Source organism: Spirosoma flavum (assembly GCF_042686045.1).
GTDB lineage: Bacteria > Bacteroidota > Bacteroidia > Cytophagales > Spirosomataceae > Spirosoma > Spirosoma flavum.
The window spans coordinates 313,193-327,860 of the sequence record NZ_JBHUOM010000002.1; the positions used below are offsets into that span (position 1 = coordinate 313,193).

The following is a 14,668-nucleotide window of genomic DNA, read 5'->3' on the forward strand; positions in this document are numbered from 1 at the left end:
TACAGAGATTACTCTGCGTTTGATTGAGTTTTAGGCGTGTCCGGTGCATCGTCTTCCAGTAGCATTCGAATTGAGGGCGTATAGAGGTCGTCCTGCTGGCCGGTTTTCATCGACCAGAAAAATGCCCCCAGAAAGCCCAGCGCCATTAGTAGACTGATACCAATCATAAAGAAGATAACGCTCATAGCTTTATTGGTTTGCTGGCTCAAAAGTGAGGGGATTTCAGCGGGTGGAAGATGAGTTTCGTCAGACGGGGAGCTGATTTTGGTCGGTTTGGGTATCGGTTGACAAAATTCAGGTAGTCGGCTGATACGCGTCAGAAAATCGGAGACTAGCGGGCGGCAACTTTGCCAACGAAACTGTTCTTTGTTAATTCATGCCTATCGGGCATGGCCTCTTTTATGATTATCCTCGCTTTCTTTCTGGCTCACTGGTACCTATCGGTGCTGATGCAGACCTTATTCCTTCACCGCTATGCCGCCCACCAGATGTTCACCATGAGCCATCGATGGGAAAAAGTCTTTTACGTGCTGACATTCATTGGGCAGGGATCGTCTTTTCTGAGTCCGCGTGCCTACGGTATTATGCACCGATTGCACCACGCCCACGCTGACACGGAACAGGACCCGCACTCGCCACAGTTTTCTAAGAATCTCTTCGATATGATGTGGAAGACCCGGATCTTCTATAGCGAAATCAAGACCAACCGCGACTCTATTCCGGCGAAGTTTAAAAAGGGGGTGCCCAACTGGGAATGGATGGAACGCTTTGGATGCCGATGGCCGGTACGCCTTGCCTGGGGGACGGCTTACACGCTGTTTTATATTCAGTTTGCCACATCGCCCTGGATGTTTTTGCTTCTACCTGTGCATTTTCTGATGGGGCCAATTCATGGCGCTATTATCAACTGGTACGCTCACCGATATGGCTACACGAATTTCAAGGTAGATGATACGGCCAAAAACCTGTTACCGTTCGATTTCCTGATGATGGGTGAATCGTACCACAATAATCACCACAAATATGGCGGGCGAGTTAACTTCGGCGGCTTCCGGTGGCACGAATTCGATCCGGCTTATCCGTTGCTGAAAGTACTTCATGGTCTCAAAATTGTGAAGCTGCGCATGGGGCGCGATGAAGAATATATGTGAGGTTTGGTAATCGAGTGGGTGGGTTGATGCAGTTATACGGCTACTGCTTTAATTGTATTATGTGACTTTTGATTTTTTTGCCGTCCGAATGACCACTTTCAAAAATTCGTGTATCGCTATGAATCGACTACGTTCACTTACTTCCTACGATGTTATTGCCACACTGGCGTGGCTGGTAGCCTTACTGATTACATCCATTTATGGTGTTGGCCTCGCCCGATTTTTCTTCTAAAACCAGACGGTGTTAGGCATCATAAGATAAGTGATGGGTTGGTGTTGTTGACTTAGTTGGTAAGGGACTGTAGATAAGAATCGGGAACTGCCAGTGGATAGTAAGTGAACTTTTGGATATGGCCGTTTAGTGAGCTGACGGTGTTACCATCAAGATTTCCAATCTGCATCTGCGTGACTGTGGGAATTGACATTGTAGATGCCTGGTGAACTGTTCCGCCATTTCGCACCAACGATGTGTTGCCATAATGATAACTAAAGCCACAACGGTTATCTACATTCGCCATTATTCCAACGCTCGCTGGGGCCACTTGATCTATGCCGGATAAGCTGATAATGACGCCCGAAAAGCGTAAGTCCATGCGATTAGGCTTACCCCCACCATTCAGGCTATAGACACCACTATTTACGTGTGCACTTCCTGGTGTAAACTCGACAACAAGACTCCCCTCTAACTGATTATACCAGTCCGAACCAGTGAACTTTATACACGAGTCAGCGCTTCTGGTCACCGCTATCGTTGTGGTTGGAATGTAGGAAGTAGCAAATGCACCGACCTCCAAGTTTGCGTTTGTCACACTACCCGATACAGTAAGTATCAGCGTTCCGGCTGTCGGCCTGAACGTTAGCGATACTCGGCTTGTTAGGTTCGTTCCTGATAGCGTACCCGTTGCGGTTCCCGATAGTGTTACGCTGCCAATCCCGTAGAAAGAAAGTGTGTTTGTGGTGTCTGTGGTCCGTGTAGTCTGTGTGGAAAGAGTGGCTGAGTTAAGCAGTCGGTTCGTTCTTGCTCCCTCCATCAATAAACCCCGACTATTATGTGTAATGGGGTCATATTCGATTCGGGGAACATTAGCTGCAGCGATCTGCATCACACCCGAAATACCCATATAGGTGCCTATGCTGCTACGCGAAAAGATAAGCCCTGCTGGTAACCCCGAACCAAAATCCAGCACTAACGAGGGTGTAAAAGAAGCTACTTGCTGTACTAGAGACTGACTACAGCCGGAGGGAATGAAAAAGGTGAGAACGACAAGTAGTCTGATGTAAATTTGTCTCATTTGCGTAAGTTACATGTTTGATCGTTCTATACTAACATGCTGATGTTGACCCCCGAAAAAGCACAAGTCTATACGGGTAGAGGTATAATTTGCGCTTGTTACACTTTCCGGCACCGGAAACGCTCCATTCCTTCTCCGAAAAAGAGTTACAAGCCAGATGGATGATTAGTGGGTGGGGGATATTTTAGTACACATAAGACAATCTGTTGCGTTAGCAGTGATGATTCTCTCTGGCCTCAATGAACTATAATGCCTCTGACTATCCACGATATTGACTCCGAAGCAGACATTTCGCAATTGGTTGATCAGTTCTACGAACGTGTTCAGAGGACGCCGAACTTGGGCCAATCTTTACTGATGTAGCGCAGGTTGACTGGTCGCAGCATATTCCGCGACTGGTGGCTTTCTGGTCAACGGTTCTGCTGGGGGCGGAGCAGTACAAAGGGAATCCCTTTCTGCCGCACCTTGAGTTGGGCAACAAAACCGCTATTCATACGGTGCACTTCCAGCGGTGGTTAAGTTTATTTAATCAAACAGTAGACGAGTTGTTTGCTGGAGACCGGGCCGAAATGGCCAAAATACGAGCACAGTCGATTGCTGTGGCTCTGCAAAGCAAATTATACGTAGCCGGATTGCTACACCATCCTTGAGAGGGTATTTTTCTTCTAATGGTTTACTGGATTTTCTGTCGGTCAAATCGCCATCCCCGCATTCCCATCGTGGCTATCAGCAACATCGTTGCCGAACTAATCGGCATCAGAATGGCGGCAACTACCGGGGATAAATTTCCTAACAATGCGTAACTCAGGCCAATGCCATTATAGAGCAACGAAACAGCAAAACTGACCCGAATCAGCCGCATACCGAAGCGGCTATACCGCAGAAATTGAGGTAATTGCGTCAGTGAACCGGATTCCATAATGGCATCACTCGACGGTGTAAACTGGATTGTATCGTCTGTAATGGCAATGCCTACATCAGCCTGCTTCAAAGCGCCAGCGTCGTTTAGTCCATCGCCAACCATCATAACGCGGTGACCCTTGGCTTGTAAGTCGCGAACGAAATCCAATTTTTCCTGTGGGCGGCAGTTGAAATACATGTGTCCGGTATCGGGAAAGCATCGTGTCAAGCCGGCCTGTGCATGGTCGTTGTCGCCGGAAAGCAGGTATAATTGATACGTTGGTCTTAGCTGGTTAAGCATGGTTTCTAATCCCACTCGGTATTGATTCGGAAAATTGAAATAGCCTCGGTATTCGTGGTCGATGTTCAGATACACACGGGCTCCGGTCGGCTGGTTAGCTTCCCCCTGATCTGTGTTCTCGAAGATCGCAACTGGGGTTTTTACAAACGAATATTGTCCTATTTTAACGATTCGCCCATCGACAATTGCCTGAATGCCATGCCCAGGTATTTCTGTAAATCCTTCTACGGACATCGGCGCACTTCCAGACAGATAGTTTGCCAGTTTGCGGCTTAACGGGTGAACTGACTGCCGCACCAGCGACGCAATCATCGCTATCTCGATTGAATTCAGAGGTCGGTCGAAGGCTTCAGTAATTTCTGTTTGTGGTGTAGTAAGTGTACCTGTTTTATCAAATACAACCGTATCGCAAGCCGCCATCTGCTCAATAACTTCAGCGTTTTTGAGGAATAAATGGCGTTTTCCGAGTAACCGCAGACCGTTGCCCAAGGCGAATGGGTACGATAAGGAGAGGGCACAGGGACAGGCAATAATGAGTACCGCCGTAAACGCATTAATCGCACGGGCCGGATCGTTGTTGGCGTACCAGTATACGCCCACCCCGGTGGCTATCGTAATGACCGTTAAGGTAAAATACTTGCCAATAGTATCGGCAAAACTCCGAATCCGGGATGTTTCATTTTTTTGGAAAGCGTCATTATTCCAGAGTTGAGTCAGGTAACTTTGCGAAACGTCGCGCACAACTTCTAGTTCGATAGCTTCGCCAACTTGTTTGCCACCCGCGTATAGTAATGCACCGGGTTCTTTCGGTTCCGGCTCCGATTCGCCCGTTACGAAACTATAATCAACCATTGCCTGACCTTTGTATAGCAGCCCATCAGCTGGAATCAACTCATGATTTCGTACCCGGATGCGGTCCCCCTTATGAAGTTGCGCTACGGGTACGGCGGTTTCCTGCCCTGCTTTTATTACCATCACGGCCAGAGGGAAGTATGATTTGTAATCCCGCTCGAACGATAGAAACTCGTGCGTTCGCTGCTGAAACCACTTTCCGCATAACAAAAAGAAAATCAGTCCCGTAAGTGAGTCGAAATAGCCAGCTCCACCAAGGGCCAGCACCTCATAGGCACCCCGGCAAAAGGCGACTAGAATACCCAGCAGGATAGGCAGATCAATATTGATAATGCCTTTTTTTAGACTCGTCCAGACAGACTCGAAATAACTCGATGCAGAATAGAAAACAACGGGAATGGCCAACAGTAAATTGATAATCCCGAATAGATGTTTAAACGAGGGGTCATCAAGTCCGAGGTATTCGGGGAAGCTGAACAGCATAATATTGCCTGCACAAAACCCCGCCACACCCAGTCGGTATAAAAATGGTCGATTGGAGGTACTTTGACCAGCTTTAACTACATCGTTTAGGCTAATTAACGGCTCATAGCCGATGGAACTGAGTAATTCGACCACCTGCCGTAGCGTGAATACGGTCGGGTTGTAGGTGATGTATACCTGCTTCTTCAGGAAATCCACCCGCGATTGTTGAATGGCCGGATTGATTCGGTATAAGTGTTCGAGCAGCCACAGGCACGAGCTACAATGAATAGTCGGAATATAGAAGGTGATCTTCGCCGTTGATTCACTGGAAAACTCCAGCAATTGGGCCACAATGTCGGGGTGGTCCAGAAATTCTAACCGGGTTTGATTGGCTCTGGAATTATACAACTCGCCTACCTTTAAATTATTACCCGGTCTGTTGTGGTCCTTTGGCGTGACTTGTCCCGATTGGTCAATGGCGTAATACTGGCAAAGCTGGTGCTGACTAAGAATGCTGTACACCGTTTTGCAACCATCACAGCAGAACGTTTTATCATCGAGAGCAACACTCTCGTTAGTGCAATCGTTGCCGCAGTGGTAGCAAATGGTTGATGAAATTGTAGCCGTATTCATACCTCGAAATTTGGAAGCAAATTGGCGAAAAACCACTTCCTGACTCCTGACAAGCATCAGTTAATGCCATGATACGACTCAGTATATACTCTTCATGACCAAACCATTTTTGTGCTATTCGTGAAGGGATAGTTATCCCCTCTGCGTACTGGCTTTTGATTAATAGTATCCATGAACTCCCTCATTCAGAAATATAATATCCCCGGTCCGCGTTATACCAGCTATCCAACCGTACCCTTCTGGGATGAAACCACTTTTAGTGAAGCGGCCTGGATTCGTCATTTGCAACGGGCTTTTACCATCAGTAATACAACGAATGGTATCAGCCTGTACATTCATCTTCCCTACTGCGAAAGCCTTTGCACATTCTGCGGCTGCAATAAACGTATTACCCGGAACCACGGCGTTGAGGTTCCGTACATTGATGCGCTGCTGGCCGAGTGGACTCTGTATTGTAATCTACTACCAGAGAAACCACGTATTGCCGAGCTTCACCTCGGTGGCGGTACGCCCAGTTTTTTGCTCCCGAACAACTCGAACGACTTCTAGCGGGCATCTTTCAACGGGCCACACCCACCGAATTGCCTGATTACGGTTGGGAAGGACATCCAAATAATACGACTCAAAAGCATCTGGAGGTTTTATATAACTTCGGCTTTCGGCGCGTCAGCTTTGGTGTGCAGGATTATGACCCAGTCGTGCAACAGGCCATTCACCGACATCAACCCCTAGAAAATGTTCGGCAGGTGACCCACTGGGCGCGGGCCACCGGGTATACCTCTATCAGCCATGATTTAGTGTTTGGGCTTCCATTTCAGACAACTGATTCTATCGAAGACACAATTTATAAAACCCTGACGCTTCTGCCTGACCGCATTGCGTTTTATTCCTACGCCCACGTGCCCTGGCTCAAAGGCAGTGGCGGTGCCGCCTTCGGACAGAGAGGATTTCGGGATGAAGATTTGCCAACCGGCGACGCCAAACGCGAATTATACGAAGTTGGCCGTGATTTGTTGCAGGCCGGTGGTTACTCTGAAATTGGCATGGATCACTTTGCCCGTCCCCACGATTCGCTTTATAAAGCTATGCAGGCCGGAACGCTCCACCGGAATTTCATGGGCTACACAACCACTCAAACACGCGTATTACTCGGCCTCGGTGCGTCGTCTATCAGCGATGTATGGTCGGCCTTTTCGCAAAATGAGAAAGGGATAGATGCGTACATCGATAGGGTGATAGCGGGTCAATTACCCTTACTGCGCGGACATGTTCTAGATGATCAGGACCAGTTTTTACGCCGACAAATTCTGAATATCATGTGCCAGGGACAGACCAGTTGGCATCTTGGCAGTTGGTCAAAGCAGGAGTGGGCCGATCTAAGTGCCCGTCTGGAAGGATTTCGGCTTGATGGTATTTTGGATTATGACACCGAGGGGTTACGGGTGCGTCCCGAAGGCTGGCCTTTTCTGCGGGTTATCTGCATGGCCTTCGATGAGCGGTTAAACTACGCCCAGCCACGATCCCAACTGTTTTCGCAAACGGTTTAATCGTTTCCTCATACCTATCTTATTACGGTTGATAGGCAAATGGAGAAACTTACATTTCTCCTTCAACACCTAACCCAAAAAGGGCAAAATCGTAGCGTACGGGATCGAGAGGGTCAAATTGCCGGAGGGTTTCGGTTAGCTCAAGAGCGGCTTTCCAGTCAGTTTGTGGTCTGGTGAGTAATTTTAGCTGGCGAGCTACACGATTAACATGTACATCAATGGGTATTACTAACTGGCTGGAATGCAGGCGCGTCCACAAGCCGAAGTCAACACCACGGTTGTCATGGCGCACCATCCACCGCAGAAACATCAATAACCGCTTGCACGACGAGTTGCGGGCGGGAGTTGCAATGTGCTTACGGGTTCGTTCCGGAAAAAAATCAGTAAGACCGCAAAATCGATCATGAAAGGCGATAAGAGACGCTTCAACTGTCTGTAAAATGGCAGGAGTGCCGATTACATTTACTGGCGGAATGTCTGACGGGCTACTCAAAAAAGCATCTTCCAGTGAGTCATGTTCCTGATAATAATGCCGGAAGAAGTGAAGAAAGTACAGCGCATCAGTAGCATTGAAGGTGCGGTGTTTGAAGTTCAGAAATCGCTTCAAATCGCTTTCTCCATGATTCCGAATGAAATCATATGGTGTACCATCCATGAGTTCGACCAACTCGGTTGCTTTCTTCAGAATAACCGAGCGGTGCCCCCAGGCCAGCACTGCCGACCAAAACCCCATTAGTTCAATGTCCTGTTTCTGGCTAAAGCGGTGTGGAATACTGATTGGGTCGCGTTCAACAAACGAAGGACGATTGTATTGATCGGCCTTTGTATCCAAAAAATCTTTTAAGGAGGAATAACTTTCTTGCATTCAGTATTAATTCGTCAGCGCTCCGACGATCTGGTCGTTATTTACTTTCTCCTCCGCTAACGACCCAGGCCATCGCTCTGGAAATCCCCGAAAATATGGCTAGCAGGGTAGACATCAGAAACGTGAAGACCGCAATGAATGGATAAGCAAGGGTAAACATAATTGTAAATGTCACGTAGCCCGGTGAGGCTTTCATCTGCTCATCGCGTTCTTGATGACGCCGGGCAATACGTTCTTCTTTAGTTTCCATAAATCAGTTATCGAACAATATAACTTACTTCAGCTCGAAAACGTCGATCTTCTGGTGAAAGTTTCGCGAAAGCCTGCGTCGATAATTTAATTAAAATCTTGTCATTGACTCCCGTATTTGGCAACCGGCCAATGACTTTTACCCAAAGGCTTTGGTTATTAAATTCGTTTCGTACCTGCACCAGTGTCCCAATAGGAGCTGTGCGGTGTAGGGCAAGGTATTTGCCCGATCCATCGTTTCCGTCAATCATTTCGGCCACACCACTGCTGGATAGGCGACGGCCGCGCGTTGGCATTGGCGCGTCGTTTCCTGGACGGGGCGGTTCAATTTCTTCGGCAGCTTTCTCCGCTGGTTTTTCTATTGGTTTCGTAGCGGGCCGATTGTCAGTCTCGGTTGGTTTGTTGTTTACTGGCGAGGGTGGGGTATCATTATGATGCTCGGGTTTTGATTCGGTAGGCGTCGTAGACCGGGGTTCGTTAATGCGTGGTTCGGTGGGATGAGCCGTTACGGGTGGTCGGAGTGCCACATCATTATCACTATGTCGGTTAGGTGTATCAGGTGTTTTAGCGGCTACAGTTGGTGCCGGGGTTGATGGCGTACGGGCCAGATATGCTTTTTCTGAAACGATAAGTGCCTGACCAATAAGTACATTGTTGCCGGGCAGGTTATTCCATTTGCGTAAATCCGATTGCGATACGCCGTACCTACTGGCTAAGCTATACAGCGTTTGCCGTGGTTCAACAACGTGGATGCCAGCTCGTGCCGGATCGTCGATTTTTTTGACCTCTTTCTCATCAGGCTTTAGCGTTTTTACCACTTTAGGCTTCATCGTCTCCGCCATTCTAACTTCGTTTTTGGCCTCTTGCTTTTGACTTGCTTTGTCAATTGCTTTTTTTTCTTCTTTACGGCTTAGCGCATTATCTGGGAGCAAAATCCTGACTAATTGGCCGTACCGAACGCCATCTTTCAAGTCAGGATTCGCAGCTTTAATATCGGCAACTGAGCGGCCATACCGTCGGGCAATGGAGAAAAGAGTCTGGCCTTCATCAACACGATGCAAAATGAAACGCTTACCATCTTTTTTCTCAATGCCAATCGAATCGGCCACCGTCACCCGTATGGATTTGGCCGGATTAGCCAGCGTGACGTGACTATATAATAGTCCGCTTAGTATCCATAAAGCGGAACGAACAGGAAGTTTTTTCATGGGTTATAACAGCCGAAAGGTGGTCGAAGTCAGTACTCAGCGGCCAAGTCTATAAACGGCTCATAGTGTAAAAGTAACGCAAAAATTGGGCTGTTTTTATTAGCCACAAATTTCGGAGCGTATGGTTTAATGTGGGTCAAACATCAGCACTGAATTTACTGGTTTCAATCGAGTTTCGACAAAAATACCTTTTTCTCCTGTTAAAAAACCTTAAAACAGAACCACATGAACAGAAGCGGTCGTTTGATGTTAAACAAGGGACGGTTATTCATTTCGTAGCCAATAAGGCAAAACGAAGGAACCCGTGTAATAACCACCTTCGGAACTATGCAAAATTATTCGATACTCTGGGCCGACGACGAGATTGATCTCTTAAAGCCCCACATTCTGTTTCTGAAAAATAAAGGATACGACGTTACACCCGTTAATAGTGGGGCAGATGCGCTCGATCAGGTTGAGCAAACCAACTACGACGTTGTGTTTCTCGACGAAATGATGCCTGGTATGACGGGGCTGGAAACGCTCGCGCAGATTAAGCAGATGCGCCCGAACCTGCCCGTCGTAATGATCACCAAAAGCGAAGAGGAGCACATTATGGAAGAGGCTATCGGCTCCAAAATTGCCGATTACCTGATTAAACCGCTCAACCCGAATCAAATTCTGCTGTCGGTCAAAAAGATTCTTGACAACAAACGTCTTGTTACCGAACGTACTAACATTGGCTACCAACAGGAGTTTCGCAATATATCTATGCAATACAATGATCGCATGGATTTTGACGAATGGGCTGATGTTTATAAAAAGCTCATCTATTGGGAGTTAGAACTTGATAACTCCCAGGATAAGAGTATGTTGGAAGTTATGAACATGCAGAAAAGCGAGGCTAACTCAGAATTTTGCAAGTATGTAATAGACAATTACGAAGATTGGCTAAACGACCCTAAAACAGAAAGCCCTGTTATGTCGCATCAGTTGATGCGCAAAAAAGTGTTTCCACTTCTGGACGCAAATGCGGCTCCTCTATTCTTTATTCTGGTTGATAATCTTCGTTACGACCAGTGGAAAATTATTGAACCTCTATTAGCTGAATATTTTACGGTTGAAGAGGAATCGTCATACTATTCCATTTTACCGACCACGACTGGATTTGCCCGAAACGCCATTTTTTCGGGAATGATGCCCAGCGAGATGGAGAAAAAGCATCCTGATTTATGGGTTAATGACGACAGCGAAGATGAGGGATTGAACAACCATGAAGATGAATTTCTGCACCGGCAGCTTGAGGCAAGTCGCCTGAATATTAAGTCGTCATACCACAAGATTCTAAACGTTAATCAAGGGAAATCGCTCGTCGATAACTTCAATAATTTGCTACAGAATCAGTTGAACGTGGTAGTTTATAATTTTGTGGATATGCTGTCGCACGCCCGCACCGACATGGCGATGATTAAAGAGTTGGCTCCTGATGAGTCGGCTTATCGTTCCATTACACGTTCGTGGTTCCTGCATTCGCCCCTGCTTGAATTTATACAAAAAATTGCTGCCAAGGGTGGACGGCTTATTATCACGACTGATCACGGGATGATTCGGGTGCAGAAACCAGCTAAAATTGTTGGCTATCGCGAAACGAATACGAACCTGCGTTACAAACAAGGCAAGAACCTCGGCTTCGACGATAACCACCTTTTTGTAGGGCGTAAACCAGAACGGTTATTTCTGCCAAAGCCCCACGTATCAACGGCTTACGTGTTTACGCTGGAGGATTATTTCTTTGCGTATCCTAACAATTACAACTATTACGTTAACCACTATCGCAATACCTTCCAACATGGGGGCGTATCGCTGGAGGAGATGATTATTCCCTTTGCATATTTGAAGGCGAAGTAAATAGGAACGAGCATAAGAAAGGCGGCCCGGGAGAAAAGGAGTTTTAAACTCCTTTTCTCCCGGGCCGCCTTTCTTGCTTAATAGGACACGGCTAATTTAATAATTCGCAAAAATATCTTCCATTACGTAGACGTGTGTACCTAACCATTTGGCGGTGCCGTTTAACTGCGTGAGTTCTATGGTCATGTCATTTCGGAAATCGCTTAAGCAATACTTACTAATGGCCTGCTCCATTGTGTTCAGAATAAAGGCGGCTGCTTTGGTTAATACCCCATCCACAATAATCATTTCGGGGTTAAATAAACTAATAGCAATGGCTAGCCCTTTACCCAGTTGAAAACCAGTTTCATGCAAAATGTCGATGGCATAGGAGTCGCCATCGTGAGCTGCGTTGATAAGTTCATCGATGTCAATTTGGTTAACATTGTCACGAAAGAAAGCCAGTTTGGAAACTTGCCCGGCCAGAATATCGCGCTGTACCCGTCCAACCAGCGCCGACGCTGATGTTATTGTACTGAGACAACCAATTTTTCCGCAGAAACATAACTCGCCTTCCGGATCGACCTGGATGTGGCCTAATTCGCCCGCAAATCCACTCGCTCCATTAAATACTTCACCATTTACAATAATGCCTAGACCAACACCCCAGTCAATAGTTATAGCCAGCACCTGTTTTTTACCCCTTGCCCCCCCAAATCGACTTTCGCCTAGCACCGTTGCCTTCGTATCGTTAATGAGGTAAACCGGCTTGCCGAGTTGATCTGATAACCAATCAGTTATTGATTCGCCTGCTTGAATTATATTCTTATAGGTCAGGTTTAAGCCCCGGCGGGCATCCACCAATCCCGGCATAGATACGCCTATGGCAATGAGTTCATCGGCATTAATATTCGACTCGGCCAGGGCGTTGGTGAAGTAATACGCCAACGACGAAAGAAAGGTTGGGTTGTCGTCAAGTCGTAGGTCGTAGTCACCGCGAAAAATCACTTTTCGCTGGACGTTCATGAATAATATTTTCGTGTCGTGTGTACTGACATCCAACACGGCCACATAATTATGCTTCGTATCTAATCCGAATAATACCGGTCGCCGACCGTTACTACCAATAGCCGTGCCGATGGGCGTTACCCACTGGGTATCAATAAGCTCTTCGACCAAGCCCGTTACCGACGGAACACTGCTATGCAACATCTTCGTCAAGTGGGCCAGCGTACAGGTTCCTTCGGCATATAAGTGAGCCAGCACCTTTCGCTGTTTTTGGTTCTTCTTATAATCGACGACCGACTGTTGAGCAGGTGCCTCCTTATCAAGGACAGGAGATGTATGCATAGGGTATAAACAGAGGAATAATAGTTTCGGAATGACCAACCGAACGTAAATGTCATTTTTATCTGCAAAGTAACCGCAATGGTTGAACTACTTATATTGCTAATAGCTCTTAATTAGTAAAAATCAAGCCCAATTGATAAAATTAACATTAAACAAGCATTAAATATTTATCTACATGAGCAGTATTTTTTTTCTTCTTTCCCAGATATATAATCTAGCCCTGTCAAAAAACTTGTTAATTTAATAATCTTGACCAAAGAACAGACTACTAACCCTAATTACAGTGATTTGGTCTTGAAACTAAACGCACCGACGCGTTAGAGCGGGTAAAGCAACATAAAGTATGGGTATGTTCCCTAAATGACCGGAAAGGGAGTTCTTTATACGTACCCCACTATAAATCAGGGATATACCTGAGGGACCATATCCAACTACTAATGGTTGTTTACAGCCAATTGACTGGGTGCATCAATAGCCAGAAAGCGCACGTTTATGCGAAAACGAAGTAGGAGGGAGGAGTTCTTATCCTTTTAATTCGATCACCTGTCCATCCTGACAGCGGAGTACACGGGCAGGATATTTGTGTAGCAAATCATAGTTATGCGTTGCCATGAGTACGGCAGTTCCGGCGTTGTTGATCGCCTGAAATACTTTCATTATCTGATCTGCTACCGATGGGTCAAGGTTGCCGGTAGGCTCATCGGCAATAAGGATTTGCGGTTCGTTCAACATGGCGCGGGCAACCACTACTCGCTGTTGTTCACCCCCCGAAAGCTGATGGGGCATTTTTTTCTGAGCCGTTCCTAAACCAACCTGCATCAGTACATCCGCAATGCGATTGTTCATCTCCGTCTTGTTATTCCAGCCGGTTGCCTTGAGTACAAACTTCAGGTTTTCTTCAACTGAGCGGTCGGAGAACAATTGAAAATCTTGGAAGACAATTCCGATTTTTCGACGTAGTTGGGGAACATCACGGGGTTTCAAGGCATCGAGTGAGTAGCCCGCTACGAACCCTTTCCCGTTCTGAAGCCAGAGGTCAGCGTATAACGTCTTGAGCAATGACGTTTTACCACTGCCCGTCCGGCCAATAAGATAGGCAAACTCACCCTTGTTAATTTGGAATGATACGTCGCCCAATACCAACTTTTTCTCTTGGTAAATGTCGGCACGTTCGAGTGTAAGAACGGGTTCTGCGGAAAACATATGGAATTAAGCTTTACGAGGTACGGTTGCACGAGCGTCACCATACCGGGACCGCCTACGCGACCATACCTCGTAATTCAAAAGTTACTTTTTCACAGGTAAAGATGCTTTCTCGTGGTCAGCGAGGAATTTAGCTAAGCCACTATCAGTAAGTGGGTGGCTAAGCAGCATCTTCATAACGCTTAATGGCGCCGTCATAACGTCAGCGCCAATTTCAGCGCATTGAATTACGTGCATTGGGTGACGCACAGAAGCCGCCAGAACTTCGGTTGTATAGCCGTAGTTCGTGAAAATCGTTACAATTTGCTCAACAAGAGCCATACCGTCAGTTGCAATGTCGTCTAACCGGCCCACAAACGGCGATACATACGTAGCCCCCGCTTTAGCAGCTAGTAATGCCTGACCCGCCGAGAAAATCAGCGTACAGTTGGTACGGATACCTTTTTCAGAGAAATATTTAATTGCCTTGATGCTGTCGCCACTCATCGGCACCTTTACAACAATATTCTCGTCGATATCAGCCAGTTCTTCGCCTTCCTTAATCATCTCCTCGTATTTGATAGAGATAACTTCTGCGCTAACATCGCCTTGCACGATTTCGCAAATTTGCTTGTAGTGGCGCATTACGTTGTCTTTCCCCGTAATACCTTCTTTCGCCATCAGCGAAGGATTGGTGGTTACACCGTCGAGAATTCCCATATCCTGGGCTTCGCGAATGTCGTCCAGATTGGCCGTGTCAATGAAAAACTTCATGGTTAAATAGTTAAACAGTTAAATAGTCGGACA

At 46.8% G+C, this 14,668-nt stretch carries 12 protein-coding genes and 1 pseudogene; 4 read left to right on the forward strand and 9 right to left on the reverse strand.

Annotation, left to right across the window (positions count from 1 at the left end; genetic code table 11):
- Positions 1-8 precede the first annotated feature (8 nt).
- Entirely contained in the window at positions 9-185 is a 177-nt protein-coding gene (gene ccoS / locus ACFS25_RS06805; RefSeq protein WP_381497891.1) for a cbb3-type cytochrome oxidase assembly protein CcoS, read from the reverse strand.
- 216 nt (positions 186-401) lie between these two features.
- Between ccoS and ACFS25_RS06810 the strand changes: the two genes are divergently transcribed.
- A complete protein-coding gene (locus ACFS25_RS06810) occupies positions 402-1,151 on the forward strand; it encodes an acyl-CoA desaturase (RefSeq protein ID WP_381497893.1) in 750 nt (249 codons plus the stop codon).
- Positions 1,152-1,435: 284 nt separating this feature from the next.
- Here the strand turns inward: ACFS25_RS06810 and ACFS25_RS06815 are convergent, their stop codons facing one another.
- Positions 1,436-2,443 (reverse strand): hypothetical protein, encoded by a 1,008-nt coding sequence (locus tag ACFS25_RS06815; protein WP_381497895.1) that lies wholly within the window; start codon positions 2,441-2,443, stop codon positions 1,436-1,438.
- Positions 2,444-2,841: 398 nt separating this feature from the next.
- On the opposite strand from ACFS25_RS06815, the gene ACFS25_RS06820 reads away from it, so the two are divergent.
- Positions 2,842-3,093, forward strand: coding sequence for a group III truncated hemoglobin (locus ACFS25_RS06820; RefSeq protein WP_381497897.1), 252 nt, complete (start codon positions 2,842-2,844; stop codon positions 3,091-3,093).
- Between the two features lie 23 nt (positions 3,094-3,116).
- Here the strand turns inward: ACFS25_RS06820 and ACFS25_RS06825 are convergent, their stop codons facing one another.
- Positions 3,117-5,594: a heavy metal translocating P-type ATPase gene (locus ACFS25_RS06825; protein ID WP_381497899.1), complete on the reverse strand. Its 2,478-nt coding sequence runs from the start codon at positions 5,592-5,594 to the stop codon at positions 3,117-3,119.
- Positions 5,595-5,765: 171 nt separating this feature from the next.
- Between ACFS25_RS06825 and hemN the strand changes: the two are divergent.
- Positions 5,766-7,141, forward strand: a pseudogene (hemN, locus tag ACFS25_RS06835) (oxygen-independent coproporphyrinogen III oxidase).
- Positions 7,142-7,190: 49 nt separating this feature from the next.
- Here hemN and ACFS25_RS06840 read toward each other — a convergent pair.
- From ACFS25_RS06840 to ACFS25_RS06850, 3 genes are read right to left on the reverse strand one after another with little or no spacing between them, the layout of a single operon-like run.
- Positions 7,191-8,006: a TIGR02757 family protein gene (locus ACFS25_RS06840; RefSeq protein ID WP_381497906.1), complete on the reverse strand. Its 816-nt coding sequence runs from the start codon at positions 8,004-8,006 to the stop codon at positions 7,191-7,193.
- A 37-nt stretch (positions 8,007-8,043) separates the two neighbouring features.
- Positions 8,044-8,256, reverse strand: a complete 213-nt coding sequence (locus ACFS25_RS06845; RefSeq protein WP_381497908.1) for a hypothetical protein — start codon at positions 8,254-8,256, stop codon at positions 8,044-8,046.
- 7 nt (positions 8,257-8,263) lie between these two features.
- Positions 8,264-9,463, reverse strand: a complete 1,200-nt coding sequence (locus ACFS25_RS06850; RefSeq protein WP_381497910.1) for a LysM peptidoglycan-binding domain-containing protein — start codon at positions 9,461-9,463, stop codon at positions 8,264-8,266.
- A gap of 327 nt (positions 9,464-9,790) precedes the next feature.
- On the opposite strand from ACFS25_RS06850, the gene porX reads away from it, so the two are divergent.
- Positions 9,791-11,350 carry a T9SS response regulator signal transducer PorX gene (gene porX, locus ACFS25_RS06855; RefSeq protein WP_381497911.1) on the forward strand — a complete coding sequence of 520 codons (1,560 nt, stop codon included), beginning with the start codon at positions 9,791-9,793 and terminating at the stop codon, positions 11,348-11,350.
- A gap of 96 nt (positions 11,351-11,446) precedes the next feature.
- Here porX and ACFS25_RS06860 read toward each other — a convergent pair whose 3' ends face one another.
- From ACFS25_RS06860 to fsa, 3 genes are all read right to left on the reverse strand, one after another.
- Positions 11,447-12,679 carry an ROK family protein gene (locus ACFS25_RS06860; protein ID WP_381497912.1) on the reverse strand — a complete coding sequence of 411 codons (1,233 nt, stop codon included), beginning with the start codon at positions 12,677-12,679 and terminating at the stop codon, positions 11,447-11,449.
- 522 nt (positions 12,680-13,201) lie between these two features.
- Positions 13,202-13,882: a cell division ATP-binding protein FtsE gene (locus tag ACFS25_RS06865; RefSeq protein ID WP_381497913.1), complete on the reverse strand. Its 681-nt coding sequence runs from the start codon at positions 13,880-13,882 to the stop codon at positions 13,202-13,204.
- An 84-nt stretch (positions 13,883-13,966) separates the two neighbouring features.
- On the reverse strand, positions 13,967-14,635 hold the full coding sequence (gene fsa, locus ACFS25_RS06870) for a fructose-6-phosphate aldolase (protein WP_381497914.1): 669 nt from the start codon (positions 14,633-14,635) through the stop codon (positions 13,967-13,969).
- Between the last annotated feature and the right edge of the window lie 33 nt (positions 14,636-14,668).

Bases quoted from the DNA above. Each gene is read 5' to 3' on its own strand.
- ccoS (WP_381497891.1), bottom strand. From the start codon at position 185: ATGAGCGTTATCTTCTTTATGATTGGTATCAGTCTACTAATGGCGCTG.
- ACFS25_RS06810 (WP_381497893.1), top strand. From the start codon at position 402: ATGATTATCCTCGCTTTCTTTCTGGCTCACTGGTACCTATCGGTGCTG.
- ACFS25_RS06815 (WP_381497895.1), bottom strand. From the start codon at position 2,443: ATGAGACAAATTTACATCAGACTACTTGTCGTTCTCACCTTTTTCATT.
- ACFS25_RS06825 (WP_381497899.1), bottom strand. From the start codon at position 5,594: ATGAATACGGCTACAATTTCATCAACCATTTGCTACCACTGCGGCAAC.
- ACFS25_RS06840 (WP_381497906.1), bottom strand. From the start codon at position 8,006: ATGCAAGAAAGTTATTCCTCCTTAAAAGATTTTTTGGATACAAAGGCC.
- ACFS25_RS06845 (WP_381497908.1), bottom strand. From the start codon at position 8,256: ATGGAAACTAAAGAAGAACGTATTGCCCGGCGTCATCAAGAACGCGAT.
- ACFS25_RS06850 (WP_381497910.1), bottom strand. From the start codon at position 9,463: ATGAAAAAACTTCCTGTTCGTTCCGCTTTATGGATACTAAGCGGACTA.
- porX (WP_381497911.1), top strand. From the start codon at position 9,791: ATGCAAAATTATTCGATACTCTGGGCCGACGACGAGATTGATCTCTTA.
- ACFS25_RS06860 (WP_381497912.1), bottom strand. From the start codon at position 12,679: ATGCATACATCTCCTGTCCTTGATAAGGAGGCACCTGCTCAACAGTCG.
- ACFS25_RS06865 (WP_381497913.1), bottom strand. From the start codon at position 13,882: ATGTTTTCCGCAGAACCCGTTCTTACACTCGAACGTGCCGACATTTAC.
- fsa (WP_381497914.1), bottom strand. From the start codon at position 14,635: ATGAAGTTTTTCATTGACACGGCCAATCTGGACGACATTCGCGAAGCC.